Annotated in this window: 23 protein-coding genes; 1 reads left to right on the top strand and 22 read right to left on the bottom strand. The window is 46.4% G+C overall.

Going from position 1 to position 25,893, the window contains the following annotated elements:
- Positions 1 to 28: 28 nt before the first annotated feature.
- From AB4Y93_RS03755 to AB4Y93_RS03830, 16 genes are all read right to left on the bottom strand, one after another.
- The gene (locus AB4Y93_RS03755; RefSeq protein WP_441889079.1) at positions 29 to 1,027 is read right to left on the bottom strand and encodes a polysaccharide deacetylase family protein; all 999 of its coding nucleotides are present in this window, start codon (positions 1,025 to 1,027) and stop codon (positions 29 to 31) included.
- A gap of 243 nt (positions 1,028 to 1,270) precedes the next feature.
- The gene (pnp, locus tag AB4Y93_RS03760; protein ID WP_441889255.1) at positions 1,271 to 3,352 is read right to left on the bottom strand and encodes a polyribonucleotide nucleotidyltransferase; all 2,082 of its coding nucleotides are present in this window, start codon (positions 3,350 to 3,352) and stop codon (positions 1,271 to 1,273) included.
- 259 nt (positions 3,353 to 3,611) lie between these two features.
- Entirely contained in the window at positions 3,612 to 3,881 is a 270-nt protein-coding gene (gene rpsO / locus AB4Y93_RS03765) for a 30S ribosomal protein S15 (RefSeq protein WP_127495788.1), read from the bottom strand.
- 162 nt (positions 3,882 to 4,043) lie between these two features.
- Entirely contained in the window at positions 4,044 to 4,991 is a 948-nt protein-coding gene (locus AB4Y93_RS03770; RefSeq protein ID WP_441889081.1) for a bifunctional riboflavin kinase/FAD synthetase, read from the bottom strand.
- 35 nt (positions 4,992 to 5,026) lie between these two features.
- Positions 5,027 to 5,929 carry a tRNA pseudouridine(55) synthase TruB gene (gene truB / locus AB4Y93_RS03775; protein ID WP_441889083.1) on the bottom strand — a complete coding sequence of 301 codons (903 nt, stop codon included), beginning with the start codon at positions 5,927 to 5,929 and terminating at the stop codon, positions 5,027 to 5,029.
- Positions 5,930 to 6,922: a DHH family phosphoesterase gene (locus AB4Y93_RS03780; RefSeq protein ID WP_441889085.1), complete on the bottom strand. Its 993-nt coding sequence runs from the start codon at positions 6,920 to 6,922 to the stop codon at positions 5,930 to 5,932.
- The gene (gene rbfA / locus AB4Y93_RS03785) at positions 6,919 to 7,275 is read right to left on the bottom strand and encodes a 30S ribosome-binding factor RbfA (protein WP_167280710.1); all 357 of its coding nucleotides are present in this window, start codon (positions 7,273 to 7,275) and stop codon (positions 6,919 to 6,921) included. The genes AB4Y93_RS03780 and rbfA overlap by 4 nt, the downstream gene beginning before the upstream one ends.
- Before the next feature lie 15 nt (positions 7,276 to 7,290).
- Positions 7,291 to 10,140, bottom strand: a complete 2,850-nt coding sequence (gene infB / locus AB4Y93_RS03790; protein WP_441889087.1) for a translation initiation factor IF-2 — start codon at positions 10,138 to 10,140, stop codon at positions 7,291 to 7,293.
- Positions 10,106 to 10,456, bottom strand: a complete 351-nt coding sequence (locus AB4Y93_RS03795) for a L7Ae/L30e/S12e/Gadd45 family ribosomal protein (RefSeq protein ID WP_167280894.1) — start codon at positions 10,454 to 10,456, stop codon at positions 10,106 to 10,108. Before AB4Y93_RS03795 ends, infB begins: the two co-directional genes overlap by 35 nt.
- Complete coding sequence (gene rnpM, locus AB4Y93_RS03800) at positions 10,449 to 10,763, bottom strand: RNase P modulator RnpM (RefSeq protein ID WP_441889089.1); 315 nt, start codon at positions 10,761 to 10,763, stop codon at positions 10,449 to 10,451. The genes AB4Y93_RS03795 and rnpM overlap by 8 nt, the downstream gene beginning before the upstream one ends.
- A gap of 48 nt (positions 10,764 to 10,811) precedes the next feature.
- Positions 10,812 to 11,915 (bottom strand): transcription termination factor NusA, encoded by a 1,104-nt coding sequence (gene nusA, locus AB4Y93_RS03805; RefSeq protein WP_441889091.1) that lies wholly within the window; start codon positions 11,913 to 11,915, stop codon positions 10,812 to 10,814.
- 37 nt (positions 11,916 to 11,952) lie between these two features.
- Positions 11,953 to 12,414 carry a ribosome maturation factor RimP gene (gene rimP, locus AB4Y93_RS03810; protein ID WP_441889093.1) on the bottom strand — a complete coding sequence of 154 codons (462 nt, stop codon included), beginning with the start codon at positions 12,412 to 12,414 and terminating at the stop codon, positions 11,953 to 11,955.
- Positions 12,415 to 12,597: 183 nt separating this feature from the next.
- Complete coding sequence (locus AB4Y93_RS03815; RefSeq protein WP_441889095.1) at positions 12,598 to 16,914, bottom strand: PolC-type DNA polymerase III; 4,317 nt, start codon at positions 16,912 to 16,914, stop codon at positions 12,598 to 12,600.
- A gap of 42 nt (positions 16,915 to 16,956) precedes the next feature.
- Positions 16,957 to 18,405, bottom strand: a complete 1,449-nt coding sequence (proS, locus tag AB4Y93_RS03820; protein WP_441889096.1) for a proline--tRNA ligase — start codon at positions 18,403 to 18,405, stop codon at positions 16,957 to 16,959.
- Positions 18,406 to 18,412: 7 nt separating this feature from the next.
- Positions 18,413 to 19,678 carry an RIP metalloprotease RseP gene (gene rseP / locus AB4Y93_RS03825; protein WP_441889098.1) on the bottom strand — a complete coding sequence of 422 codons (1,266 nt, stop codon included), beginning with the start codon at positions 19,676 to 19,678 and terminating at the stop codon, positions 18,413 to 18,415.
- Between the two features lie 86 nt (positions 19,679 to 19,764).
- Positions 19,765 to 20,904 carry a 1-deoxy-D-xylulose-5-phosphate reductoisomerase gene (locus AB4Y93_RS03830; protein WP_441889100.1) on the bottom strand — a complete coding sequence of 380 codons (1,140 nt, stop codon included), beginning with the start codon at positions 20,902 to 20,904 and terminating at the stop codon, positions 19,765 to 19,767.
- Here AB4Y93_RS03830 and AB4Y93_RS03835 point away from each other — a divergent pair.
- Positions 20,903 to 21,031 (top strand): hypothetical protein, encoded by a 129-nt coding sequence (locus AB4Y93_RS03835; RefSeq protein WP_441889102.1) that lies wholly within the window; start codon positions 20,903 to 20,905, stop codon positions 21,029 to 21,031. The genes AB4Y93_RS03830 and AB4Y93_RS03835 overlap by 2 nt on opposite strands.
- A 200-nt stretch (positions 21,032 to 21,231) precedes the next feature.
- Here AB4Y93_RS03835 and AB4Y93_RS03840 read toward each other — a convergent pair whose 3' ends face one another.
- From AB4Y93_RS03840 to rpsB, 6 genes are all read right to left on the bottom strand, one after another.
- On the bottom strand, positions 21,232 to 22,026 hold the full coding sequence (locus AB4Y93_RS03840) for a phosphatidate cytidylyltransferase (RefSeq protein ID WP_441889104.1): 795 nt from the start codon (positions 22,024 to 22,026) through the stop codon (positions 21,232 to 21,234).
- A 27-nt stretch (positions 22,027 to 22,053) separates the two neighbouring features.
- A complete protein-coding gene (locus AB4Y93_RS03845; RefSeq protein WP_441889106.1) occupies positions 22,054 to 22,821 on the bottom strand; it encodes an isoprenyl transferase in 768 nt (255 codons plus the stop codon).
- A 65-nt stretch (positions 22,822 to 22,886) separates the two neighbouring features.
- Complete coding sequence (frr, locus tag AB4Y93_RS03850; RefSeq protein WP_167280721.1) at positions 22,887 to 23,441, bottom strand: ribosome recycling factor; 555 nt, start codon at positions 23,439 to 23,441, stop codon at positions 22,887 to 22,889.
- Complete coding sequence (pyrH, locus tag AB4Y93_RS03855) at positions 23,441 to 24,169, bottom strand: UMP kinase (RefSeq protein WP_167280722.1); 729 nt, start codon at positions 24,167 to 24,169, stop codon at positions 23,441 to 23,443. The genes frr and pyrH overlap by 1 nt, the downstream gene beginning before the upstream one ends.
- Positions 24,170 to 24,275: 106 nt before the next feature.
- The gene (gene tsf / locus AB4Y93_RS03860; RefSeq protein WP_167280723.1) at positions 24,276 to 24,926 is read right to left on the bottom strand and encodes a translation elongation factor Ts; all 651 of its coding nucleotides are present in this window, start codon (positions 24,924 to 24,926) and stop codon (positions 24,276 to 24,278) included.
- A gap of 105 nt (positions 24,927 to 25,031) precedes the next feature.
- Entirely contained in the window at positions 25,032 to 25,730 is a 699-nt protein-coding gene (gene rpsB, locus AB4Y93_RS03865; RefSeq protein ID WP_015844998.1) for a 30S ribosomal protein S2, read from the bottom strand.
- Positions 25,731 to 25,893 lie beyond the last annotated feature (163 nt).

The raw sequence follows: 25,893 nt of genomic DNA on the forward strand, positions 1-25,893 counted from the left end.
TGATTTCACTATAACAAATTTAGGGAGCCTACTCAACCGCTGCCGGAATTCGATCCGAAGACAAGGTCTCACTGACTGTCCCTAATGCATAACCTTGACGCTTCGCTTCTCGAATCATCCCCAGCAGGGCATCCCTCGATGAGGAGGTTGGATGCATAAGGATAAGAGCACCTGGTTCGAGCTTAGAAGATATTTTCTGAATGATCCAATCAGGGGACGGTTTGCGCCAATCTACAGTATCAATTGTCCAAAGCACCGTCATTAAGCCTTGTTCACCTGCCACCTGAACCGTCATCTGATTATAGGAGCCCGACGGTGGTGCGAACCATTTATTTTGTACGCCAAGTGTACCTTTTAGAAGTTCTTCTGTTCGAGAAATCTGGGTATAGGCCGTTTGTCTGCTTAGGGTCTTCATATCAGGATGAGAATACGCATGATTTGAGATTTCGTGACCTCTCTCTTGAATTTGCTTTGCAACATCCGGATACTTCTTGAGCCAAGAGCCATCAAGGAAGAACGTCGCTTTTACATTTTCCTTATCAAACGTATTTAAGATAGCCGGCAGATATTCATTTCCCCACGCTACATTGACCATAATCGCAATCATCTTCTTATTTGGATTCCCCTTATAGATTGGCCACGGTCCTAGATCTCGTAATGAGATTTTTGGCGGAATCTCCTTGTACACAAATTGAATTGGAGAGGTTTTGCCGCTTGCGATCGTTTGCTGATAGGTCTTCTCTACATCTACTTCAAGGCCATTATAGCCCGGGATCGCCTTCCACACGCGATCAATACGTGCATCAATAGGCTCAATATAATGTTGCTGAGCTTCTGCTTCTATTGTCTCGCGTAGTGTGGCCTTATCTTGATCTGATAATCCGGCTTCCGTGCCCGCCTCAACAGATTCCTGCCCTTTGACAGATTCAATATAATTCATAACGCCCCCGACATTCAGTCGGATAAAAACAAAAAGTACAAGAAAGGAAGCACATAGAGCAATGATCTTGTTCCGCATCCGCATCATTCCAGCTCCTACCTATCGGTATACGCCACTCAATAATGGCTTGGCAAACGCAGCATACTCCTGCGCTTGTCTAATAGGTATGAACGCTTGGACGAGATTATTCCGGGATAGGTGGACAAAACAAAAAAGACGCAGACAAAACAAAAAGAAGACAGTACCGATCTGTCTCTTTTGGCGCAGACAAAACAAAAAGAGACAGATCTTCTCTGGCTCTTTGCTTCATTTCTATAGAAGCGCAGTTGTTTACTGCGCTGGTACTTCTGGTGTCAGAACAGCTTTACGGGACAAATTAATACGACCCTGCTGATCGATTTCAGTTACTTTTACCGTAATTTGGTCACCAATCGCAACAACGTCTTCTACCTTCGCTACGCGCTCAGTAGACAGCTGTGAGATATGCACAAGACCGTCTTTGTTCGGCAAAATTTCAACAAATGCGCCGAATTTCTCGATCCGTTTAACCGTTCCGAGGTAAACCTCGCCAATTACGACTTCTTTCACGATGCCCTCGATAATTGCTTTCGCCTTCTGGTTCATTTCCTCGTTCGAAGAAGCGATGAAGACCATGCCATCCTGTTCGATATCGATTTTTACGCCGGTTTCTTCAATAATTTTATTGATGATTTTACCGCCGGAACCAATAACATCACGGATTTTATCAGGGTTAATGCGGAGTGTCAAAATTTTCGGAGCGTATTTCGACAAGTTCGTACGTGATTCGGACATTACTGCCGTCATTTTGCCGAGAATGTGCATACGGCCGATGCGTGCTTGTTCCAGTGCTTGCGATAAGATCGCACGGTCAATACCGTTAATTTTGATATCCATTTGAATAGCCGTTACACCTTGCGCTGTACCAGCAACTTTAAAGTCCATATCGCCAAGATGATCTTCCATCCCTTGAATATCAGATAAAATCGAGAAATGCTCACCGTCTTTGATCAGACCCATTGCAATACCCGCTACAGGTGCTTTAATCGGAACACCAGCATCCATCATCGCAAGTGTACTCGCGCAAATACTAGCCTGGGATGTCGAACCGTTCGATTCAAGTACTTCGGATACAAGACGGATCGTGTAAGGGAATTCTGTCTCATTAGGAATTACCTTCGACAAGGCACGTTCACCAAGTGCACCATGGCCAATCTCACGGCGGCCCGGAGGACGAAGTGGACGAGCTTCACCCACGCTGAATGGCGGGAAGTTGTAATGATGCATGAAGCGTTTGGTTTCTTCAGGGCTGATTCCATCCAAGATTTGAACATCGCCTAGTGCACCAAGTGTACAAATACTAAGTGCTTGTGTTTGTCCACGTGTGAACAAGCCAGAGCCGTGTGTACGCGGAAGCAGAGCTACGTCACATTCAATCGGACGAATCTCGTCAAGTCCACGTCCGTCAGGACGTACTTTGTCATGCGTGATCAAGCGGCGAACTTCTTCTTTCACGATGTCATACAAAACTTCTTTTACATCGCTCAGAAGCTCAGGTGTCTCTGCATACATTTCTTCAAAATGAGCAACAGTCTCACTATTAGCAGCGTCAATAGCTTCTTGGCGTGCATGTTTCTCAGGGATACGAATCGCTTCAACCAGCTTCTCCGAAGCAAATGCGCGAACAGCAGCGTTCACTTCAGCGTTAACGGCATGAAGCTTCACTTCCATCTTCGGTTTGCCAGACACAGCTTGAAGTTCTTCGATGGTTGCGACGATTTTCTTAATCTCGTCATGGCCAAACATGATTGCTTCGAGCATCACGTCTTCCGGCACTTCATTGCCTTCTGCTTCTACCATCATGATCGCATCTTTCGTGCCTGCAACCGTAAGGAAGATTTCTGTCTCCTGTGCTTGCTCTGCAGTCGGGTTAATGATAAATTGACCATTAATACGACCTACATTCACGCCACCGATAGGACCGTTAAACGGTACATCAGAGATACTCAGCGCTGCAGAAGTACCGATCATTGCTGCGATTTCTGGCGTGCAATCTTGATCCACGCTCATTACGATATTCGCCACTTGAACGTCATTACGGAAACCTTCCGGGAATAGTGGACGAATCGGACGGTCTGTCAAACGGCTGGACAAAATCGCTTTTTCGCTAGGACGTCCTTCACGTTTTATAAATCCACCAGGGATTTTGCCTACAGCATATAAACGTTCTTCATAGTTCACGGTTAATGGGAAAAAGTCCAAATCTTTCGGTCCAGTGGAAGCTGTAACCGTACAAAGGACAACTGTATCCCCGTAAGTAACCGTTACTGCAGCATTAGCCTGTTTAGCCAAACGGCCTGTTTCCAGCACAAGCTTTCTGCCGCCTAATAACATCTCTACTCGTTGCAAACGTATTCCCTCCTAAAAAGAATTGTGAAGCAATTCTTGCTTCGTAAGCATATACCTAAAGAATTGTGAAGCAAATCATGCTTCATAAGCATGCGCTTCTATGTAGCCATTGCTTTCCATACCATTCGTGGGCAGCAATGGTATATCCTGCTGAATCTTGTGATATTACAAAAAGCAACCCGATTCTGCCGGCTCCGGTAGCCCGGACGGCAAGACAACCAGGTTGCTTTTCATGAAACATGTTCTAGCGGCGAAGGCCGAGTTTTTCGATCAATGCGCTATAACGTTTAACATCTTTGTTTTTCAGGTATGCCAACAGCTTACGGCGTTGACCAACCATCTTGAGCAGTCCACGGCGGGAATGATGATCTTTCTTGTGCTCCCGCAAATGTTGCGTCAAGTTCACGATGTTTTCCGTCAGGATAGCCACTTGAACTTCCGGGGAACCCGTGTCGCTCGCGTGTGTTTTGTGAGTCTCGATCAGTTGTGTTTTACGATCTTGTGTAATTGCCATCCTCGTTCACCTCCTATTTCAGTTAATCGCCATTAGCCTCGAAATCGCCGGTGAGAGCAGAGATCCAAGCTAAGGTTCGATTGTGCGCTGAACGGACAAGCCATACTCGCTCACAACGTTGTCTAGTATACCATAATTGATTAGGCAAGTAAATGCCAACGCCTAGGCAATACCAAAGAATTGCTTCGCCTCTACAGCGTCAGCACCAATCTGTTGAATCAATTCATCAATAGATCCAAACCGCTTCTCCGAACGGATAAAAGAATGGAACTCAATTGTAATTGGCTCCCCATAAATATCTTGGTGGAAATCAAACAAATGAGCTTCGAGTACTGGACGAATCTCTTCCTTATTAAAGGTTGGCTTCATCCCATGGTTTAATACCCCACAAAATGTCTTGCCGGCAACCGTTACTTTTACAGCAAATACTCCTAAGCAAGGAGAAACATACGGCTTAGACAATTCAACGTTTGCCGTTGGAAACCCAATTGTTCTGCCACGCGCATCCCCGTGAACAACGATACCATCCATTTCATATGGATGTCCAAGTAGCGTAGTTGCAAGGGCGATGTCGCCTTTTTCCAATGCTGCTCGAATTGCAGTGCTGCTCACCTTTTCCCCGTTCTCATAAAGCGGCTCAACAATATCCACTTTAATATCAGGATTACCCAAACTTCTCATCATTTCAGCATTCCCTCTTCCTTTGGAGCCGAATGTAAAGTCAAACCCGACAATTACATGCTCCGCTTGAAGCGGTCGCAGCACTTCATCCACAAACTGCTGTGGGCTGATTGAAGCAAAATTCAGGTCAAACTTCACAACGAGCATAATGTCTACACCTAGTTCAGCAAATAAAGTCTGCTTCTCTTCAGGTGGAGTTAAACAGCTGTAATAGTGATCCCCATGGCCAAGCACTTCTTTTGGATGTGGCAGAAAAGTCATCACAGCAGATAGTGATCCTGATTGCTTCGCAATTTGTACCGCTTGGCGAATCACATTCTGATGACCGCGATGTACCCCATCAAAGTGCCCGATCGCTACGGCTAGCTTCTTATTCTGAAGCAAGTCTGAGCAATCATTCAAAGGGTAAGTAAGTGATATAATTTCCATGCTGATACACCTGCAATTCCTCTATATAGTCCCGGTTAGGAGAATACTTTGACCGGTTTAAGTGCCAATGCTTCGTCATCGGCCTTGTATATCCCGATAAAAGCATCATTCTCGCCATATAGGCGTACGAGACTGCTGGAATCGAAGGAATCGGTAATCCGATTATACGGTATTTTCTGCCCTCGAAGCGCCATTTCTGTAACAGGAGCATCTGCTTGAACTCGAGCGAGATGTTCAATCGCGATTTCAGCCGGCAGCATACGCTCTTCTAAACGGCCAGCCGCCTGAAGCTCCTCAAGCTCTTCAAGTGTTACACATTGCTCTCTTGTAATACCGCCGGACATCGTTCGTATCAATTCAGCCATAGCAGCAGGTACACCAAGCGCTCGCCCGATATCCACACATAATGTACGAATATATGTACCCTTCGAGCAAATCACCGAGAAGGAGAATCGAGGACGGTCTGACTCTAGATCACATGAAAGCAAATCGATTTGGTGAATGGTCACCTTACGCGATTTCCGCTCAACCGTCTTGCCTTCACGAGCTAGTTCATACAGTCGTTTGCCATCCACCTTTACAGCCGAATACATCGGTGGAACTTGGTCAATCTCGCCAACAAAGCTTTGCAGCACTTGCAAAACCTGCTCTTGCGTGACTTTAATGTCCGACTGTTCTTCAAGCACTGTACCCGTCAAATCCTCTGTGTCCGTTGCAATACCGAGCTGAATGACTGCTTCATAGGCTTTCGGCCGTTCCTGCAAGTATTCCACAACCCGTGTCGATCGCCCTAGGCATAATGGTAGTACGCCAGTAACCATTGGATCAAGCGTGCCCGCATGCCCAATACGTTTCATCCGAACGATTCGCCGTACCTTCGCCACTACATCATGAGAGGTCCATCCAGCAGGCTTCCATACGGCAATAATTCCGTCCATCTATCCATTCAACGCCTTTCTAACCGCTTCAACAAGCTCTTCAATCGTTTCTGTTAGCGTCCCTTGCATGCGGCAACCAGCTGCACGGATATGGCCGCCTCCGCCGAAGGATTGTGCAATAGCCGCCACATCTGCCTTGCCAGCGGATCGAAGACTGGCTTTGACGCCGCCATCTTCCGTTTCCTTGAAGAGAATGCCAACTTCAACACCATCTATATTAAGGGCGTAGTTGACGATCCCTTCCATGTCATCGGATACAGCTCCGGTGTCCTTCATATCGTCTTTGGCAATATAGAGCCAGCCAATTTGCTGATCCTCGGTAAAAGTCAGTCTAGCTAGGCTGCGTTGGAGCAGCTTCAGCTTGGCCATTGTCATCTTTTCCAGCAAATGATCGGCAAGTTTATGACCTGGTGCCCCTAATGCTAGCATACGTGATGCAACATCCATAACCTTAGGGCTTGTATTCGAATAGCGGAAACCTCCCGTATCCGTCAGCAAACCTGTATAGATAGCCGTTGCACACTCAACATCTATTGCACAACCAGACTTTTCAATGAGATCGAATAAAATTTCAACCGTTGCTGCAGCTTCTGGAAGAATAACATTAACGGTACCAAACCCGTTATTGGTAGGATGATGATCAATATTAAGCAATTTCACATCCTGCGCAAACAAGGCTGAAACCTCGCCAATACGCCGAAAATCGGCGCAATCGACCGCAATCACATGCGTGTACGTCTGCACCGGTTTATCCTTGCGATAATTAACGATTTGATCATAGCCTTTTAAGTAGCTGAGTCGTGAAGGTGATTCCCCTTCATTAATCAGTGTTTTGGATTTGCCTAGTTGATCAAGCAGCCAGCCAATTACCGATGTGGAGCTGATCGCATCTCCATCGGGCTGCACATGGGAGACGACTAAAAAGTCGTCTCCATCCTGCATAAATGCAAGTGCAGCTTCTAGCTGTTGCCCGTATGTCGCGCCGGCCGTCATTGACCTTTGCTTCCGCGGTTAATTTCTTCAAGCAGCCCTTCGATGCGGCTGCCATACTCGATGCTGCTATCGAACTTGAACAGCAGCTCTGGTGTATGACGGAGACGCATCCGCTTGCCAAGCTCCGAACGGAGGTATCCATTCGCTTTGCCAAGCGCTTTTAGGGTTTCTTCCTTTTGTTCCTCGCTGCCGAGTACGCTGAGGTAGACACGCGCCTGAGACAGGTCGCTTGTCGCTTCAACACCTGTGACGGTAATAAAACCGATACGAGGATCTTTAAGCTCTGATTGAATAATGAGGCTCAGCTCTTTTTTAATCTGTTCGCCGACCCGTCCTACACGAATTTTAGCCATGTGTTATTTTCCTCTCTACCGCTCTACCGATTCCATGATGAAGGATTCAATAATATCTCCTTCTTTGAAGTCGCTAAACCGCTCGATCGTAATACCACATTCGTAACCTTGCGCGACTTCCTTCACATCGTCTTTGAAACGTTTCACTGTATCCATTTTACCTTCGAATACAACGATACCGCCGCGGATGACGCGAACTTCGGAGTTACGAATAATTTTACCGCTAATAACCATACAACCAGCGATAGCGCCAACTTTGCTAAGTTTGAAGACGTTGCGGACTTCAGCTTGGCCTTGTACAGCCTCTTTGAAGATTGGATCCAGCATACCTTTCATTGCTTGCTCGATCTCTTCAATCACGTTATAGATAACGCGATGCAGACGAACATCAACTTTTTCTTGTTGTGCAGCCAGATCAGCTTGTGGTTCAGGACGAACGTTAAAGCCGATTACGATTGCATTAGATGCCGCAGCCAAGTTAATATCGGACTCGGTAATAGCACCTACACCGCTATGAATAATTTTGATACGAACGCCTTCGATTTCAATTTTCGCAAGGGAGCCTTTAAGCGCCTCTGTTGAGCCTTGAACGTCAGACTTAACAATAATGTTGAGATCTTTGATCTCGCCTTCTTGGATATGCTTGAACAGATCGTCAAGAGTAACACGGGAGTTTGCACCCAGTTCCGATTGACGTTGCTTGATCGAACGACGATCTGCAATCGCTCTTGCTTTACGCTCGTCTTCGAATACCATGAACGGATCGCCAGCAAGAGGTACTTCTGTTAAGCCTGTGATCTCTACTGGTGTAGATGGACCAGCTTCTTTGATACGGCGGCCCTTGTCGTTGACCATTGCACGGACACGACCGAAGCAGTTGCCGGCAACGAAAGCATCACCGATCTTAAGCGAACCATGCTGTACAAGGACGCGTGCTACTGGACCTTTACCTTTATCCAGCTCGGCTTCAATGACCGTACCACGTGCACGTTTGTCTGAATTCGCTTTGTAATCATTCACTTCAGCTACGAGCAGAATCATTTCAAGCAATTCTTCAAGACCCAGACGCTGCTTAGCGGATACGTTAACGAAGATCGTGTCGCCGCCCCACTCTTCTGGTACCAGTTCATATTCTGTCAAAGCTTGTTTGATTTTATCAGGATCCGCATCAGGTTTATCGATTTTGTTAACCGCTACGATAATTGGCACGCCAGCCGCTTTCGCATGGTTAACTGCTTCAACCGTCTGAGGCATAACGCCGTCATCGGCTGCTACTACGATAATCGTAATATCCGTTACTTGAGCACCACGTGCACGCATAAGCGTAAACGCTTCGTGACCTGGTGTATCGAGGAACGTAATTTTCTTCTGATTAACTTCAACTTGGTATGCACCAATATGCTGCGTGATACCGCCTGCTTCGCCGCCAGTTACGTTTGTATGACGGATAGCGTCAAGAAGCGTTGTTTTACCATGGTCAACGTGACCCATAATAGTTACAACTGGAGGACGAGTAGACAGATCCGCTTCGTCATCAACCTCTTCCACTGTTTCGAAAGTATCTTCTTCAACAGGGATTTTCACTTCAACTTCAACACCAAATTCAGAAGCAATCAGAAGGATCGTATCCATATCAAGCTCTTGGTTGATTGTAGCCATTACACCAAGAGTAATAAGCTTCTTAATAACTTCAGATGCATCTTTATGAAGCAGTTTAGCCAAATCGCCTACTGTCATTGTACCGCGTACAATAATTTTCTTAGGCGTGTTGTCAATTTTCTCACGTGGAGGCTGTTGCGAATGGTTACGGTTATTTCTTCCGCCTCTGCCGCGATTATTCGGGTTCGTTCTATAGTTTGGTTTGCCATCGTCAAAACGCTTTTGGCTGCCATTGTTCGTATTTGACTTCGCTTTATTGTTTACGTTATTGCTTTTGCGATTCGTTTCTGCTGCTGCAGTACCACGTGATGTTGGAGCTGGACGCGATTCGAATGAACGCGCTTGGCCGCCGCCTCCGCCACCTTGGCCTTGTGGACGATTGCCACCTGGAGCACCGCCGCCTTGTGGACGGTTGAATCCACCGCCTTGGCCGCCGCCTTGACCTTGTGGACGGTTGAATCCGCCGCCTTGACCTTGCGGACGACTGCCGCCTTGGCCGCCACCTTGACCTTGCGGACGGTTAAACCCACCGCCTTGACCTTGTGGACGACTGCCGCCTTGACCGCCACCTTGACCTTGTGGACGGTTGTACCCGCCTCCGCCTTGTGGACGACTGCTGCCTTGGCCGCTGCCTTGACCTTGCGGACGATTGCCTTGGTATGACGAACCACCCTGACGGTTACCGCTGTGCTGCGGTCTATTGTTGCTGGAATTGCTGGAGCTATTTGAGCTAGCGCTGTTCGTGCTTGCGCCTGCATTAGTCGTGCTTGTATTAGTGGTAGGTGCGCTTTCCTGCTGACTTTGTGCCGGACGTTGTTCTTGTTGCGATTGGTTAGTTTCGGATGTCGTTTTAATAGAATTCATAGGCCCCTGTCTGTCCTGAGATAAATTTTTGTTTGCTTGTGGTGCTTGCGTCTGCTGCGGCTTGCTTGCCGCCTGAGCTTGTGGCTGAGGCGTGGCAGATACCGTCGCGTTGCCTGATTCTTGAGCACGCTTCGCTGCAGCATTTGCTTTAATATCGCGGAAGAAGCCTTCCACTTTATGAACCATTTCGTTTTCCATAACACTCATATGATTGTTAACAGGCAAGTTAAGCCGCTTAAGAATCGTTATAATTTCTTTACTGCTCATGTTTAGCGATTTCGCGTATTCGTATACACGCGTTTTATCTTTATTGTCCTTGCTGTTGTCCTGTTGTTTGCTCAATATGATCCACCTCCGAATTTTGACTCAGATGACCTGCAATCATTTTTCCGAACTTTGCGTCAGTTACCGCCAGTACGACTCGTTCCGGCTTTCCTATGGCCTTTCCAAGCTGATCGCGGTCAAATGCTTCGGCGAGTTGTACCCCGTAGGTGCTGCATTTGTCGCGAAATTTCTTCTTCGTGTTTGGCGAAGCGTCGCCCGCAATAATAACGAGCTGAGCTTCCCCTTTACGAACCGCCTTGAGCACAATTTCATCACCAGTAATGAGTTTGCCAGCTCTCATGGCCATGCCGAGCGAGGACAAGAATTTATTCATTTCCATCGTTTTCCCGCTCCTTGCCTGCCAGAAACTCGTCTTCTACTGCTATGAAATCCTGTTCAAGCTGGTCGTAAATCGATGCGTTAACTGCCTGCTTTAATGCCCGATCAAGCGCCTTTGACTTCTTGGCTAGCTTAAAGCAGCTTACCTGCCCGCACAAGTAGGCGCCGCGACCGGCTTTTTTCCCCGTCAGGTCAATTAGCACTTCTTCGTCTGGTGTCCGAACAACGCGGATCAGTTCTCTCTTTGGCTTCATTTCTTGGCATGCAACGCACTTGCGAAGCGGCACTTTTCTCGGTCTCACCGTTCACCCCTCCTTTGCCCGTAAATGGACCCAAGATGAAAGCCTGCCCTACATCTGATCGATGGAAACAGAGTCCTGGTGCATCGTACCTGTCGTCGTTTTCGGACGACCGTATTCCTGCTCCGCTTGCGTCTCGCTCTTAATATCAATTTTCCAGCCAGTAAGCTTCGCAGCAAGGCGTGCATTCTGACCTTTGATACCGATCGCAAGAGACAGTTGGTAATCAGGAACAATTACGCGAGCCATTTTCTCTTGTTCGAATACGATAACCTCAAGCACTTTCGATGGGCTGAGCGCATTCGCTACATATTCCTCAACGCTCTCCGACCAGCGAACGATGTCGATCTTCTCGCCAGTAAGCTCGTTTACGATTGTTTGTACACGCATCCCTTTTGGACCAACGCAGGATCCAACCGGATCTACTTCCTCGTTACGGGAGTATACGGCAATCTTTGAACGAAAACCTGCTTCGCGGGCAACCGAGCGAATCTCAACAACGCCGTCATAGATCTCAGGCACTTCAAGCTCAAACAGACGCTTCAGGAGACCGGGATGAGTACGGGACAAAATAATTTGAGGTCCTTTGGTTGTATTCTCAACCTTTGTAATATACGACTTAACGCGGTCGCCGTGCTTGAATTTATCCGTAGGCATCAATTCTGTAAGTGGAAGCACTGCTTCGACTTTACCCAGATCTACGAACAAATTACGAGTATCTTGACGCTGTACAATACCATTAACGATATCTTCTTCTTTATCGATAAAGGCATTATAGATCAGTCCGCGCTCAGCTTCACGAATACGTTGAGTAACGACTTGTTTCGCTGTTTGTGCAGCAATACGGCCAAAATCACGAGGTGTAACCTCGATATCGGCGATATCATCCAACTGATAGTGAGGGTTGATCTCACGCGATGCATCAACTGTAATTTCAAGACGAGGGTCGAGTACTTCGTCTACAACTGTTTTACGAGCGTATACTTTAATAACGCCGCTATGGCGGTTAATGTCTACGCGTACATTCTGTGCAGTGTTGAAGTTGCGCTTGTAGCTCGATATCAAAGCCGCTTCAATCGCTTCTAACAGCACTTCTTTGGCAATCCCTTTATCCCTCTCGATTTCCGACAATGCTTCAATAAAATCCATGCTCATTGGAATGGAGTTCCCCCTTTCAAAAATAAACCGCTATTTAAAACACAATCGCAAGGCGTGCGCCTGCGATCTTGGCATATGGAATTACATGCTCTTTCTTACCGATTTTCACCGTAGCTTGTTCGCCATCAAATGCAGTAAGCTGTCCTTCAAATTCCTTAGAACCGTCAATCGGCTCGTAAGTCGATATATAAACATGCTTACCCACCGCTTTACGAACATCTTCTGGTTTCTTAAGCGGGCGTTCCGCACCCGGAGATGAAACCTCTAAGAAGTAAGCGTCGGATACCGGATCGTTCTTATCCAATTCTTCACTCAAAAATTCGCTGACTTTGCCGCATTCGTCAATATCAATGCCGCCTTCCTTGTCTACGAACACACGAAGGAAATAGTTGCTGCCTTCCTTGACGTACTCAATATCAACAAGTTCAAATCCATTGCTGTTGAGGAAAGGTGTTACCATTTCTTCAACAACGGTTTTGATTTTGGATGTGCTCAATCGGTGTAACCTCCTGTTTCTTCATACATGTAAACGGGATTTCGTATTTGAAAAAAGCCGTTTACAAAACGTAAAGAGTGGGTTTCCCCACTCTCTGCTTCAAGTCTCTATCCACATCATTGCCACAAAAATTATATCATAACCGCATAGGGGTGACAAGAAATGTTTTCTTGCATTGGGCGTTTAAAACAATGACAACTGGTTGGATTCCGGCAGTCCGCGGAAGCAGCCCATGCCCGTTAACACCTCAATAATCGTCTTGCTGGCCTTCGATTTTTGCTGGAAATCTTCAATCGACAGGAACTCACCTTGATCACGTGAGGCTGCGATATTCCTTGCTGCATTCTCCCCGATACCCGCAATAGCCGCATAAGGAGGAATGAGCGAGTCGCCGTCAATAATAAACTTTGTTGCATCCGAACGATAGAGATCAATCGGCTTGAACGAGAAGCCGCGGGCTGTCATCTCAAGAGCCATCTCGAGCAATGAAATACTGTTCTTCTCTTTCGTTGTTGCATTAAAGCCCTTATCCTCAATCTCGATTAGCTTCTTCTGAATCGCATCATAGCCTTGGCAGAGCAGATCCAGATCAAAGTCCTCAGCCCGTACTGTAAAGTAAGTCGCATAATATGCAATTGGATAATACAATTTGAAATAAGCGGTCCGTACCGCGGAAATAACATAAGCCGCAGCATGCGCCTTCGGGAACATGTACTCGATACGAAGACAAGAATCGATGTACCATGCTGGTACTTTACAACGCTTCATCTCTTCGATCCATTCCGGCGTTAGGCCCTTCCCCTTACGAACACTTTCTGTAATCTTGAATGCGAGTCCAGCATCCATTCCCGCTTTATATATCAAGTATAACATAATATCATCACGACAGCCGATAACCGTCTTAATGTTACAAGTACCCTTCTTGATCAGCTCTTGTGCGTTGCCCAGCCATACCCCTGTACCATGGGATAATCCTGAAATCTGAAGTAAGTCGGCAAACGAAGATGGCTGTGTCTCTTGAAGCATCTGGCGAACGAATTTCGTCCCCATCTCCGGCACGCCATAAGTAGCAACTGGTGTGCGGATCTTCTCAGGCGACACTTCAAGCGCCTTCGTCGAGTTGAACATACTCATAACCTTCGGATCATTCATCGGAATCGTCGTTGGATCAACACCCGTCAAATCCTGAAGCATCCGCATCATCGTCGGGTCATCATGACCCAGTATATCAAGCTTCAGCAAGTTCGCTTCAAAAGCGTGATAATCGAAATGCGTGGTCTTCCATTCTGCATTCACATCATCCGCCGGATATTGCACCGGAGTAATGTCTTCGACTTCCATATAATTCGGAACAACAACTATACCGCCCGGATGCTGACCTGTACTCCGCTTAACGCCGGTTACACCAGAAGCTAGCCTGTTAAGCTCTGCACCACGCCAAGTTTTATTATGATCTTCAGCATATTTTCTAGCAAAGCCATATCCTGTCTTCTCAGCTACCGTACCAATCGTGCCCGCACGGAAAACGCACTTGTCGCCGAACATAATTTTAGTAAAATTATGCGCCGTTGGCTGATATTCACCAGAGAAGTTTAGATCGATATCGGGAACTTTATCGCCCTTGAAACCAAGGAAAGTCTCAAACGGGATATCCTGACCTTCACCCTTCATTGGCTTGCCGCAATTCGGACAGTTCTTATCTGGCAAGTCAAATCCACTTGGGACACTGCCATCAAGGAACCATTCGCTATGGCGGCATTCCGAATTGATACATAAATAATGTGCAGGCAGCGGATTAACCTCGGATATGCCAAGGAATGTCGCAACGACAGAAGAACCTACCGAACCCCGTGAACCTACGAGATATCCATCAGCATTGGACTTCTTAACGAGCTTTTCCGAGATCAAATAGTTGGCTGAGAAGCCGAATTTGATAATCGGTACAAGCTCTTTTTCCAGACGGTCAATTACAACCTGTGGGAGATCATCGCCGTACATGGATTTCGCAGTGTCATAGCATGTATTCCGGATTTCTTCTTCCGCCCCTTCGATAATTGGTGTGAATAATTTATCCGGGAACATTTCGAACGGCTCGAACCGATCAGCAAGCTCCACAGTGTTCTTCACGACAACCTCATAAGCCCTTGCTTCACCTAAGAAGGCAAACTCCCGAAGCATTTCTTCGGTTGTACGCAGATGCGCATCCGGCTTACGCAAATCTTTTAGCGGACTGAAACCAGTTATCCCGTGGATGGCGATATCGCGATACAGCTTATCCCGTGGATTCAAATAATGGACGTTACCGGTAGCGATAACCGGCTTGCCGAGCTCATCACCAATTTCGCAAATACGTCGGATTGCCTGTTCAATTTCAGCACGGCTGCCAACAAATCCTTTATCAACAAGGTGCATGTAGAAGTCAATCGGTTGAATCTCGAGCGCATCATAGAATCGAGCGATTTCAAGCGCTTCTTCGTATGATTTGTTAAGCACTGTCTCGAAGAACTCTCCCTTTTCACAGCCGGAAATGACAAGAATACCTTCACGCATGTCGACAAGTTTGCTTTTCGGAATACAAGCAACACGTTTAAAATGCTCCGTATGCGAGATCGACACCATTTTAAACAGGTTTTTCTTGCCAGCCGCATTTAGCGCGTAAATATTGCAATGGAATGGCCGGGAGTTCGAAATATCGAGACCAACATAATCATTTAATTGATGAAGTCCGGTAATATTGCGTTCAGATGCATCATTTATGAGTCCGTATAATACACCACCAAGGGCAACCGAGTCGTCTACGGCGCGGTGATGGTTATCGAGAGAAATCTTATATTTTGCAGATAATGTATTAAGTCGATGGTTCTTCATAGACGGATGTAGGAATCTTGCGAGCTCCAGTGTATCCAGTACGGGATTTGTAAGCTCAGGAAGTCCCAAAGACTTCAAATTTGCTTGCATGAATCCCATATCGAATCTTGCATTATGTGCTACGAGAATGGCATCGCCAATAAAAGTAATAAATTCACGCAGCTTAGGTTCGAGTTCAGGGGCATCCTGTACCATCTCATCATTGATATTCGTCAGCTGTTGAATATGATAAGGAATTTTCTCATGCGGATTAATGAAGGTGGAGAATCTGTCGATTTCCTTACCGTTCACCATCTTAACGCCTGCAAGCTCGATAATTTTATTATTTATAATAGATAAGCCCGTCGTCTCGATATCAAATACAACATATTCGGCAGAGGCCAGCTGTTCTTCCCTTGAATTCAGCACCATCGGCACTGCATCATTCACAACATTGGCTTCAAGGCCGAATAAAACTTGGATCCCATTCTTCTTCGCTGCTTTGAAAGCCTCTGGATAACAGTGAATATTGCTGTGATCGGTAATAGCTATCGCTTTATGACCCCATTTAGCAGCCATCTTTACATATTCACCAATAGGAGTAACCGCGTCCATCGCACTCATTGTGGAATGGAGGTGGAACTCAACACGTTTCTCCTCGGCATTGTCCTTACGGTCAGGCGGCGAAGATATTTCTTGGAGATCATTTGGTATCATGACCAGTTCTGGCTCCTGCATGAAGCGGTCATAATCGACCTTACCACGTGCTTTCACCCATTTGCCATTCGACAATAGGCTAAGCATCTTCACGTCTTCTTTGTTCTTGGCAAACATTTTCATCGCCATCGAATCGGAGAAGTCGGTTACGTTAAACGTAAACAAGGTCATACCGTTACGAAGCTCTTTCACTTCGAGGCCAAATACAGCGCCTTGTACTGTAATTTTCTTTTCTTCTTCACGGATGTTCATAAGTGGAGTAGGCTCATCACGAATATCATAGCCCATCGCCAATTTGGTCGGTGCTTCATCGCCTTCGCCCTCAGAGGCTTCCGTAGCGACGCTTTCCATGATCTGAATGACCGCTTCCCGCTCCGCTTGTTCTCGCTTCTGTTGGAACTCTTCATAAACTTCCGGTCTAGCCTGTTCGCCGACTTCCATCTTCACACGATAAGTCCGGTCAAAGTTACGCTCATAGAAGCTGCTGATCGCTTCATCAATCTTCTTCTTCTTGGCTAACTCCAGGCCCATACCATCGAGCAGCGATACGGTGATCATCTCATCCGTTGGTTCCATTCCTGCTTTACTCAGCCAGCCGTTAACTGAAGCGTTCTCTTGTTGAACCCACTCTAGGAACATTGGCCAATATTCACGGGCAATCTCTACAGAAGGAACCGTTGGTTCGTATTGAAGCTGAAAAGAAGTTTCAGCAATATGCGAAAACTTCATGTTTACGGCTTGGGTCAGCGCCATAAAGGCCTTATAAGGAATTAAGGACGTTTTGCGAATGCAAAACGTCCACTTTCTATTGCTTTTTCCTACAAGAACTTGCTCAATGTAACCGTCCTTGTAATAGGAATTTATTATTTCTTGAGGCAGTCCCGCTTGCTGCATCAGCAATTCAAAGCGCTGCCGTTTGTCTCCGGTTTGGCTCATGGCAATCAATCACTCCTGTACGATCCAATCCGATCGAAGCTATTAGTATGCACGTGCAAATACGACCGTGTGCTCTGCATGTTCTCCGCAGACGAGACATTTGCTCTTCTTCTTCTCCGGTTCAAAAGGAATGTTACGGCTTGTTGCGCCTGTTTCTTCCTTGACTTGCTTCTCGCAAGCTCCAGAACCACACCAGCCAGCTAATACAAATCCACGTTTCTCTTCCATCGAAGCTTTCATCTCGTCAAGTGTATCTACATCATAGAAATTATCTTCACGGAATTTCTTCGCTTTCTCATACATTTCACGTTGAATATCAGCGAGCATCGTTTCAACTTCGACAATTAGATTGTCCTGGCGAACGATTCTCTTTTCCCCACTAATCCGTGATACAAGAACGACTTGGCCATTTTCCATATCGCGAGGTCCAAGTTCAAGGCGAAGCGGAATACCGCGCATTTCGTATTCATTGAATTTCCAGCCTGGGCTGACGTCCGAACGGTCGTCTACACGTGTACGGATGCCAGCTTTCTTAAGCTCAGCAAACAGTTCGTCAACACGGCCAACGACTTGATCACGGGTTTTGGCCGGACCAATTGGAATCATAATGACTTGAGTTGGCGCAACCTTAGGCGGCAAAGCCAGGCCACGGTCGTCACCATGAACCATAATCATAGCACCAATCAGACGTGTACTCACGCCCCAAGATGTGGTATGAGCGAATTGAAGCGTGTTCTCACGATCCAAATATTTGATGTCAAAAGCTACTGCAAATTTGGTACCAAGATAATGGGAAGTACCGGCCTGAACCGCTTTACCATCTTTCATCATCGCTTCGATCGAATAGGTATTTACCGCACCTGCAAAACGTTCGGAAGGAGTTTTCTCCCCTTCAATTACCGGAATAGCAAGGAACTCCTCAACGAACTCACGGTACACACTAAGCATCTTCATTGTTTCTTCGCGAGCTTCTTCTTCTGTCTCATGAGCCGTATGGCCCTCTTGCCATAAGAATTCGCTTGTACGAAGGAATGGCAGTGTACGTTTTTCCCAACGTACAACATTCGCCCATTGGTTAATCAAGAGCGGCAAATCGCGATACGATTGGATCCATTTCGAATACATGTGTCCAAACATCGTTTCTGAAGTTGGACGAATAGCAAGACGTTCTTCCAGCTTCTCACCAGCAGCTTCCGTTACCCACGGCAGCTCAGGATTAAAGCCCTCGACATGCTCTTTCTCCTTTTGGAAGAAGCTTTCCGGAATAAAGAGCGGGAAGTATGCATTGCGATGACCGGTTTCTTTGAAGCGACGATCCAGATCGCGTTGAATATTTTCCCACAACTCATAGCCTTCTGGACGGAAAACAATACAACCCCGCACCGGCGAATAATCCATGAGCTCTGCTTTTTTAATAACATCTAGATACCATCTTGAAAAATCCTCGCCTTGCGGCGTAATTTCGGTAACAAACTGTTTATCCTTAGACATAACCGACTTATGGCTCCCCTCGTACCAATCGCAAAATATCGTTGTAAGTCACAACAAGCATCAGCAGCATAATTAGTGCAAAGCCGATGAAGTGGACCATGCTCTCCCGGTTTGGATTAACCGGACGTCCGCGTACCGCCTCGAGACCAAGGAATATAAGCCTGCTTCCATCAAGCGCGGGAATGGGCAGCAAGTTGAAAATGCCAAGGTACAGGCTTAATAAAGCCGTCCATGACGTTAAATCTGTAATACCTTTGCGAGCAATTTCACTAGTCATTTCCGCTGTGCGGACTGGGCCGCCCAGATCGTCCAGCTTGAAGTCTCCGATAATAATCTTCTTGAAGCCTTCAAAAATACTAACCGTCATGGTCTTCATCAGCTTGGCTGCACCTGTAATGGTCTCGCCAACCGTTGCACTTCGGAATTGATAAGCTGCCGTTATACCTACCTTACCGACACCTTGATCATCCGCTACCGGAGTCAATTTAATGGGTTGAAGAGCTCCATCGCGGATTACATTAAGCTGAATAGCTTTGCCGGGAGATGCCCCGATGATATCAATCATTTTGTCATAATCGGTACCGATCTTGACTCCATTAACGGTATCAATTAAGTCTCCCTGCTGCAGCTGAGCTTGGTCAGCCGGCATCCCTTTGGTTACTTTATCAACGAGCAAACCTTGCGGCGTGCCTGCCATCTGTATGTATACCATGAACAAAATAAACGCAAGCACAAAGTTCATCAGTGGACCGGCGAAGATCGACAACGCACGTGCGCCAACCGATTTACTTCCGAATTGACGGTCGATCGGAGCGATTTGCGTGTCTTTCCCTCTTGAAATAAGAAGCGCGGTTGGATGAACGGCGAACCGTTCTTGATCCCCTTCTACATCAAGGGTAACGAACAAATCTTTCTCGAGATCAATCGCAGTTACTTCCCCGCGAACAACACCACTGCGTTCATCCAGTCGATCGAGATAAATCCGCGTAACCTGATTGTTCTTTACACGAAGAGCAATCGTCTGTCCGACAGTAACATCAACAATCTCTGGATCCTCTCCTGCCATTCGGACGAAGCCACCGGCCGGTACGAGTCTTAGCGTAAATCTGGTTTCACCACGCTTAATTGAGAACAGCTTTGGACCAAAGCCAATTGCAAATTCCCGAACTAGTATTCCAGCGCGTTTGGCGAAATAGTAATGTCCCCATTCATGAATGGTTACAATGACAAAAAATACGAGCACGGTCATAAAAACGACCCGAATCATCTCCATAACGAGCCTCCTGTTCGTAACGGCCTGTACATAGATTATCATTATTCTCCCGTACGACACAAGAGAACCGCAGGTTACAGCTAAAGCTAGATGACTGTTGCTTCTTTACGAGCCCATTCATCCACTTCTGCAATCGCCTGCAAATCATTTACTGCTGTTACGGAATGTCGCTCCAATACGCGTTCCAGCACTCGTTCAATGCCTAAGAAATCAATTTTTCCATCTAAAAAACGAGCTACAGCAACTTCATTCGCAGCATTGAAGACCGTTGGAGCTGACAGCCCTGCTCTTCCGCAATCAAATGCGAGCCTCAAACAAGGATATCTCGCAAAGTCCATCTCACGGAAATGAAGCTTTCCTATGGCAGCAAGATCCAGCTTGCCTGTAGGTGTTGGATAACGTTCCGGATAGGTTAGCGCATATTGAATAGGAACCCGCATATCCGGTAATCCAAGCTGTGCTATGACGCTGTTATCACTGAATTCAACATACGAATGGACAATACTCTCCGGATGGATGAGCACGTTAATCTGATCGTACGTCACATCGAACAGCCATCTCGCTTCGATTACCTCAAGACCTTTGTTCACCATTGTCGCGGAATCAATTGTTATCTTAGCTCCCATTGACCAGTTCGGATGATTCAGCGCTTCCTCAACCGTTACACCAGCCAACTGTTCCCGTGAACGGTCACGGAATGAACCGCCTGAAGCCGTGAGAGTAAGCTGTTGTAAAGCTTTACGGTCTTCACCATTTAAGCATTGGAATATTGCCGAATGCTCGCTATCGACCGGAATAATGGAAACACCTTTCTGCTTGGCACGTTCCATTACAATATGACCGGCCGTTACAAGCGTTTCTTTATTCGCTAGACCAATTGTTTTGCCTGCTTCAATCGCTGCAAGTGTTGCCGGTAATCCGCGGCTTCCAACTATAGCCGTAACAACAACATCCGCATCATTATTCGCAGCAATCTCTACAAGCCCTTCTTCGCCATACAGCACCTGAATGCCAGATGGCAACTCAGCCTTAGCCTGCTCCGCTAATTCTTTAGTGGATAGGCATACAACGGAAGGACGAAATTGCTTCGCCTGCTCAATTAACAAGGGCAAGTTATTGCCTGCTGATAAGCCAACGACTTGATAACGCTCCTGATCATTAGCGATAACATCTAGCGTCTGTGTGCCGATGGAGCCGGTGGAGCCTAAGATGGTGATTTTTTTCATGGATTCCTCCTGGAAGTCGAACAAGAAGTTGAACCAATTGCTCGGATTACATACGCTGCGCAAAAGTGTCATTGCTTCGATCGCTGTTGTCTCTGAATTTCTTGATCTCAATCCGCTAAGCGGTTGAAATTCATAGACAAAGGCGAGCGCTTCGCTTCTCAACCATGACACTTTTACTCCGCTCATTCCCGAGCAGAGTCTAGCCTTCTTGACACTCCTTCCAAGTCGGAGATGCCAAGAAATAAATGATGGAGAGCAGTGTAAACATTATGAACATGTCATTATTTCCATGTTTACGTTTTTCCACACCAGCATACTTTCAATTTTTTATGTAGGTAGAAGATCTGTAAGGATTAACAACGGGAATACGATAATCCAACTGTCGAAACGATCGAGAACACCACCGTGGCCTGGTAAGATCGAGCCAGAGTCTTTGATGTTGCGGACGCGTTTGTAAGCGGATTGAATAAGGTCCCCTAGTTGTCCGGCTACCGCTACAATGAGACCAATAAGTAATGCATTAGTGATCTCTATGATATGTGGCGCACAGATAGCGAACACAAAAGCAGTAATGACCGACAGCACGATCCCGCCGACAGCCCCTTCAATTGTCTTGTTAGGGCTTATAGACGGCCATAACTTATTCTTGCCGATTGCTCGTCCGACGAAGTAAGCTCCCGCATCGGATGCAACGTTACAAGCTATAATAAGAAACGACCAGAAGATGCCGTGGTGATCGAGATCCCTTACTGCATTCATCGAACTGAAGCCGTAACCTACATATAAAGCGCCTAACAACATGAGCGAGGCGCCGTCGATGGTTATTTTGTTTTTGGTGAATACCGTGACAGCTAAGAGCAAGAATGCCAATGTCCAAAGAACGGTAATCGCAGAGGGTGAATCTACGCCCATAAGCTGCCACGGAAGCACGAACAACAGCACACCTGCATAACCCAGCAAAGAAGCTGGTTCATTCCATGTGTGCCCATTCATCTTCGTATACTCGTTAAAGCCGAGTAAAGCCAGCAATACAAGCGTAGCTGCATACAACCATCCGCCGGCAAGAAGTAATGCGACAAAGGCCGCACCGGCTAGAAGTCCCCAAATGATTCTTTGTTTCAAGTGATGGTCACACTCCGATATCGATGCTTATAAACCGCCATAACGCCTAGCACGGCGCTGGTACTCTTGTATTGCTTCTTGCAGATGTGTCTCATTGAATTCTGGCCAGTACACGTCCGTAAACCACATTTCGCTATAGGCAAGCTGCCACAGCATGAAATTACTAAGCCTTAATTCGCCACTTGTACGAATCAATAAGTCCGGATCCGGAATATTCCCGCTTAACAAACGGCTGGATAACAGCTGTTCATCAATCTGTTCCGTAGCTAATCGTCCATCCTGTACATCGACAGCAATTTCTTTAATAGCCTCCAGCATTTCCCTACGACCGCCATAATTAAGAGCAAAATTAAGTACGAGTCCCGTATTATTAGCTGTCTTCGTAATCGCTTCTTCAACGGCATTCAAGGTAAACGAAGGGAGGTTTTCTTTGTGCCCCATCATGCGTACCTGAACGTTTTTTTCAACAAGCTCTTCCAGCTCAATTTCCAAAAATTGCTGAGGAAGCTTCATTAGGAAATCAACTTCGTCCTTGGGCCTCTTCCAGTTTTCTGTGGAAAAAGCGTATAATGTCAAATACTTAACACCAAGACGATCTGCTTCCATCACGATTCGCTTCACCGTCTTCATACCAGTATGATGGCCGGCGATCCGTGGAAGTCCACGTTTCCTCGCCCAACGTCCGTTACCATCCATAATGATGGCGATATGCTTCGGAACATTGTCAGTTGCCAAAAACGGTTCAGCCTCTTTCGAGGACGATTTGCCAAGTTTGGCCAAAATTCGACTGATCATGCTTGTTCCTCCCACCCGGATTTCAAAAAACCAAACCCCACCTTACGGAGGGGCTGTAGGTGCAATTATACTTCCAGAATCTCTTTCTCTTTTGCAACAAGTACTTTATCTACTTCCGCAATGAAGCGATCAGTTGCCTTTTGAATGTCTTCTTGATGGCGACGCGACTCATCTTCAGAAACAGTCGTTTTCTCCATCTTTTTAATATCATCATTCGCATCACGACGGATGTTACGGATCGCAACCTTAGCATCTTCACCGAATTTCTTCGTTGTTTTTACAAGGTCATTACGACGCTCTTCCGTCAGAGGAGGCAGTGTAATACGGATAGCCGAGCCATCATTGGATGGTGTAAGGCCAAGATCTGATTTCATAATTGCTTTCTCAATTGCTGCGATCGATGTTTTATCCCAAGGCTGAATAAACAGCGTACGGGAGTCCGGTGTATTAATATTCGCTAATTGCGCAACGGGCGTAGGTGCCCCATAATATTCAACTTGAACACGATCGAGCAAAGCAGGCGTTGCCCGTCCTGCACGAAGTGTAGCCAGATCACGTTTCAAAGCTAGAATTGCTTTCTCCATACGATCTTCTGCATTCTTTTTAACGGTTTGCGGCATTATTTCGCACTTCCTCTCACAATAGTACCAATCTTCTCACCAAGCACGACTCTCTTAATATTCCCTTTTTCAGTAATCGCGAACACGACGAGCGGAATATTGTTATCCATGCAAAGCGATGATGCCGTTGAATCCATAACACCAAGGTTCTTGTTCAGTACTTCCATATACGTTAATTCTTCGTATTTCTCAGCTGTTGCATCTTTGAATGGATCAGCAGAGTATACGCCATCTACTTTGTTTTTAGCCATCAGAATAACTTCTGCTTCAATCTCAGCCGCACGAAGTGCTGCAGTTGTATCTGTCGAGAAGAACGGGTTACCCGTACCAGCTGCGAAAATAACAACGCGGCCTTTCTCAAGGTGACGAATTGCGCGGCGTCTTATGTAAGGCTCCGCAATTTGCTGCATAGCAATCGAAGTTTGAACGCGAGTTGGCACTTCAATTTGCTCAAGTGCGTCTTGCAGTGCAAGTGAGTTCATAACGGTTGCCAGCATGCCCATGTAGTCAGCAGTAGCACGATCAATACCTTTCGCCGTACCGGCGATACCACGCCAGATGTTGCCGCCGCCTACAACGATAGCGACTTCAACGCCAAGTGCAACTACTTCTTTAACTTGATCAGCGATTTCCGAAATGACCGAAGCTTCAATGCCGTAGCCTTGATCTCCTGACAAAGATTCACCGCTTACTTTCAGAACTATTCTTTTGAAAACAGGCTGTCCCATCGTCCCTACCTCCATCTTGTACCTCGCGGGCGAGGTAACATCCTATAATGATCTTTATTTAGAAAAAGGGACGGGGCGAACGCCCCGCCCCGCCTGTGCGTTCGGTTTACAGTTTTGCTTGAGCCATAACTTCTTCAACGAAGTTATCCACTTTTTTCTCCAAGCCTTCGCCCAGTTCATAACGAACAAAGCGACGGATCGAGATGTTTTCACCGATAGCGCTGATTTTTTCGTTCAGAAGAGCCGAGACAGTTTTGTCTGGGTCTTTAACGAAGGATTGCTCCATCAAGCAGTATTCTTCGTAGTATTTGGAGATACGGCCATCAACCATTTTCTCAACGATTTTTTCTGGTTTGCCTTCGTTCAGCGCTTGAGCTTTCAGAATCTCGCGCTCTTTTTCGATTTCGTCACCAGGAACTTCTTCGCGACGAACGAATTTAGGGTTAGCTGCAGCGATGTGCATAGCGATGTCACGTGCGAAAGTACGGAATTGATCTGTTTTCGCAACGAAGTCAGTTTCGCAGTTGATTTCTACAAGTACGCCGATACGGCCTCCTGCATGGATATACGATTCAACAACGCCTTCAGTTGCAATACGGCCAGCTTTGTTTGCAGCTGCGGACAGACCTTTTTCACGAAGCAATTCGATTGCTTTTGTGATATCACCATTTGTTTCGTCCAATGCTTTCTTGCAATCGAGCATACCTGCTCCAGTTCTTTCACGAAGCTCTTTAACTGCACTAGCGGATACTGCCATAATAAGCCCTCCTGGAAATTCCATTTTTAGTTTTTACGTTCAAAAAAAGGGCGGTGAGAGGCTTTCACCTTCTGACCACCCTTTGTTGTAGCAATTTATTTCGGATTAAGCAGTTGTTTGCTCGCCTTGGTTAGCTTCAACGATAGCGTCAGCCATTTTGGACGTCAGCAATTTAACTGCGCGAATCGCGTCGTCATTGCCTGGGATTACATAATCGATTTCGTCCGGATCGCAGTTAGTATCAACGATACCTACGATTGGGATACCGAGTTTGCGTGCTTCAGCAACAGCGATACGCTCTTTACGAGGATCGATGATGAACAAAGCGCTAGGCAGACCTTTCATGCCTTTGATGCCGCCAAGGAATTTTTCCAGACGGTCTTTTTCTTTGTTAAGAATGATAACTTCTTTTTTAGGCAGAACTTCGAAAGTTCCGTCTTCCGACCATTTTTCGAGTTGACGCAGACGGTCAATACGTTTTTGGATCGTTTGGAAGTTAGTCAACGTACCACCCAACCAACGTTGGTTGATGTAGAAGTTGCCACAACGCTCAGCTTCTTCTTTAACTGAATCTTGAGCTTGTTTTTTCGTACCTACGAACAGCATAGTGCCGCCTTCAGCAGCTACAGAACGTACGAAGTTGTAAGCTTCTTCGACTTTCTTAACTGTTTTTTGCAGGTCGATAATGTAAATTCCGTTTCTTTCTGTGAAGATATAACGATCCATCTTAGGGTTCCAACGACGAGTTTGGTGACCGAAATGCACACCAGCTTCGAGAAGTTGTTTCATGGAAATAACCGCCATATTCAACACACCTCCTGTTATGGTTTTTGAGTAATTACCTCCGCCCATCGCATCTTCCGCTAAAACTTCCGGCGACCGGAAGCACCATTAACGGAATTAATAGGCGTGTGTTTTTAACACCGACAATTAATATAACATATATGACAACACGGTGCAACAGAAG

Source organism: Paenibacillus sp. YAF4_2, assembly GCF_052113225.1.
GTDB lineage: Bacteria > Bacillota > Bacilli > Paenibacillales > Paenibacillaceae > Pristimantibacillus.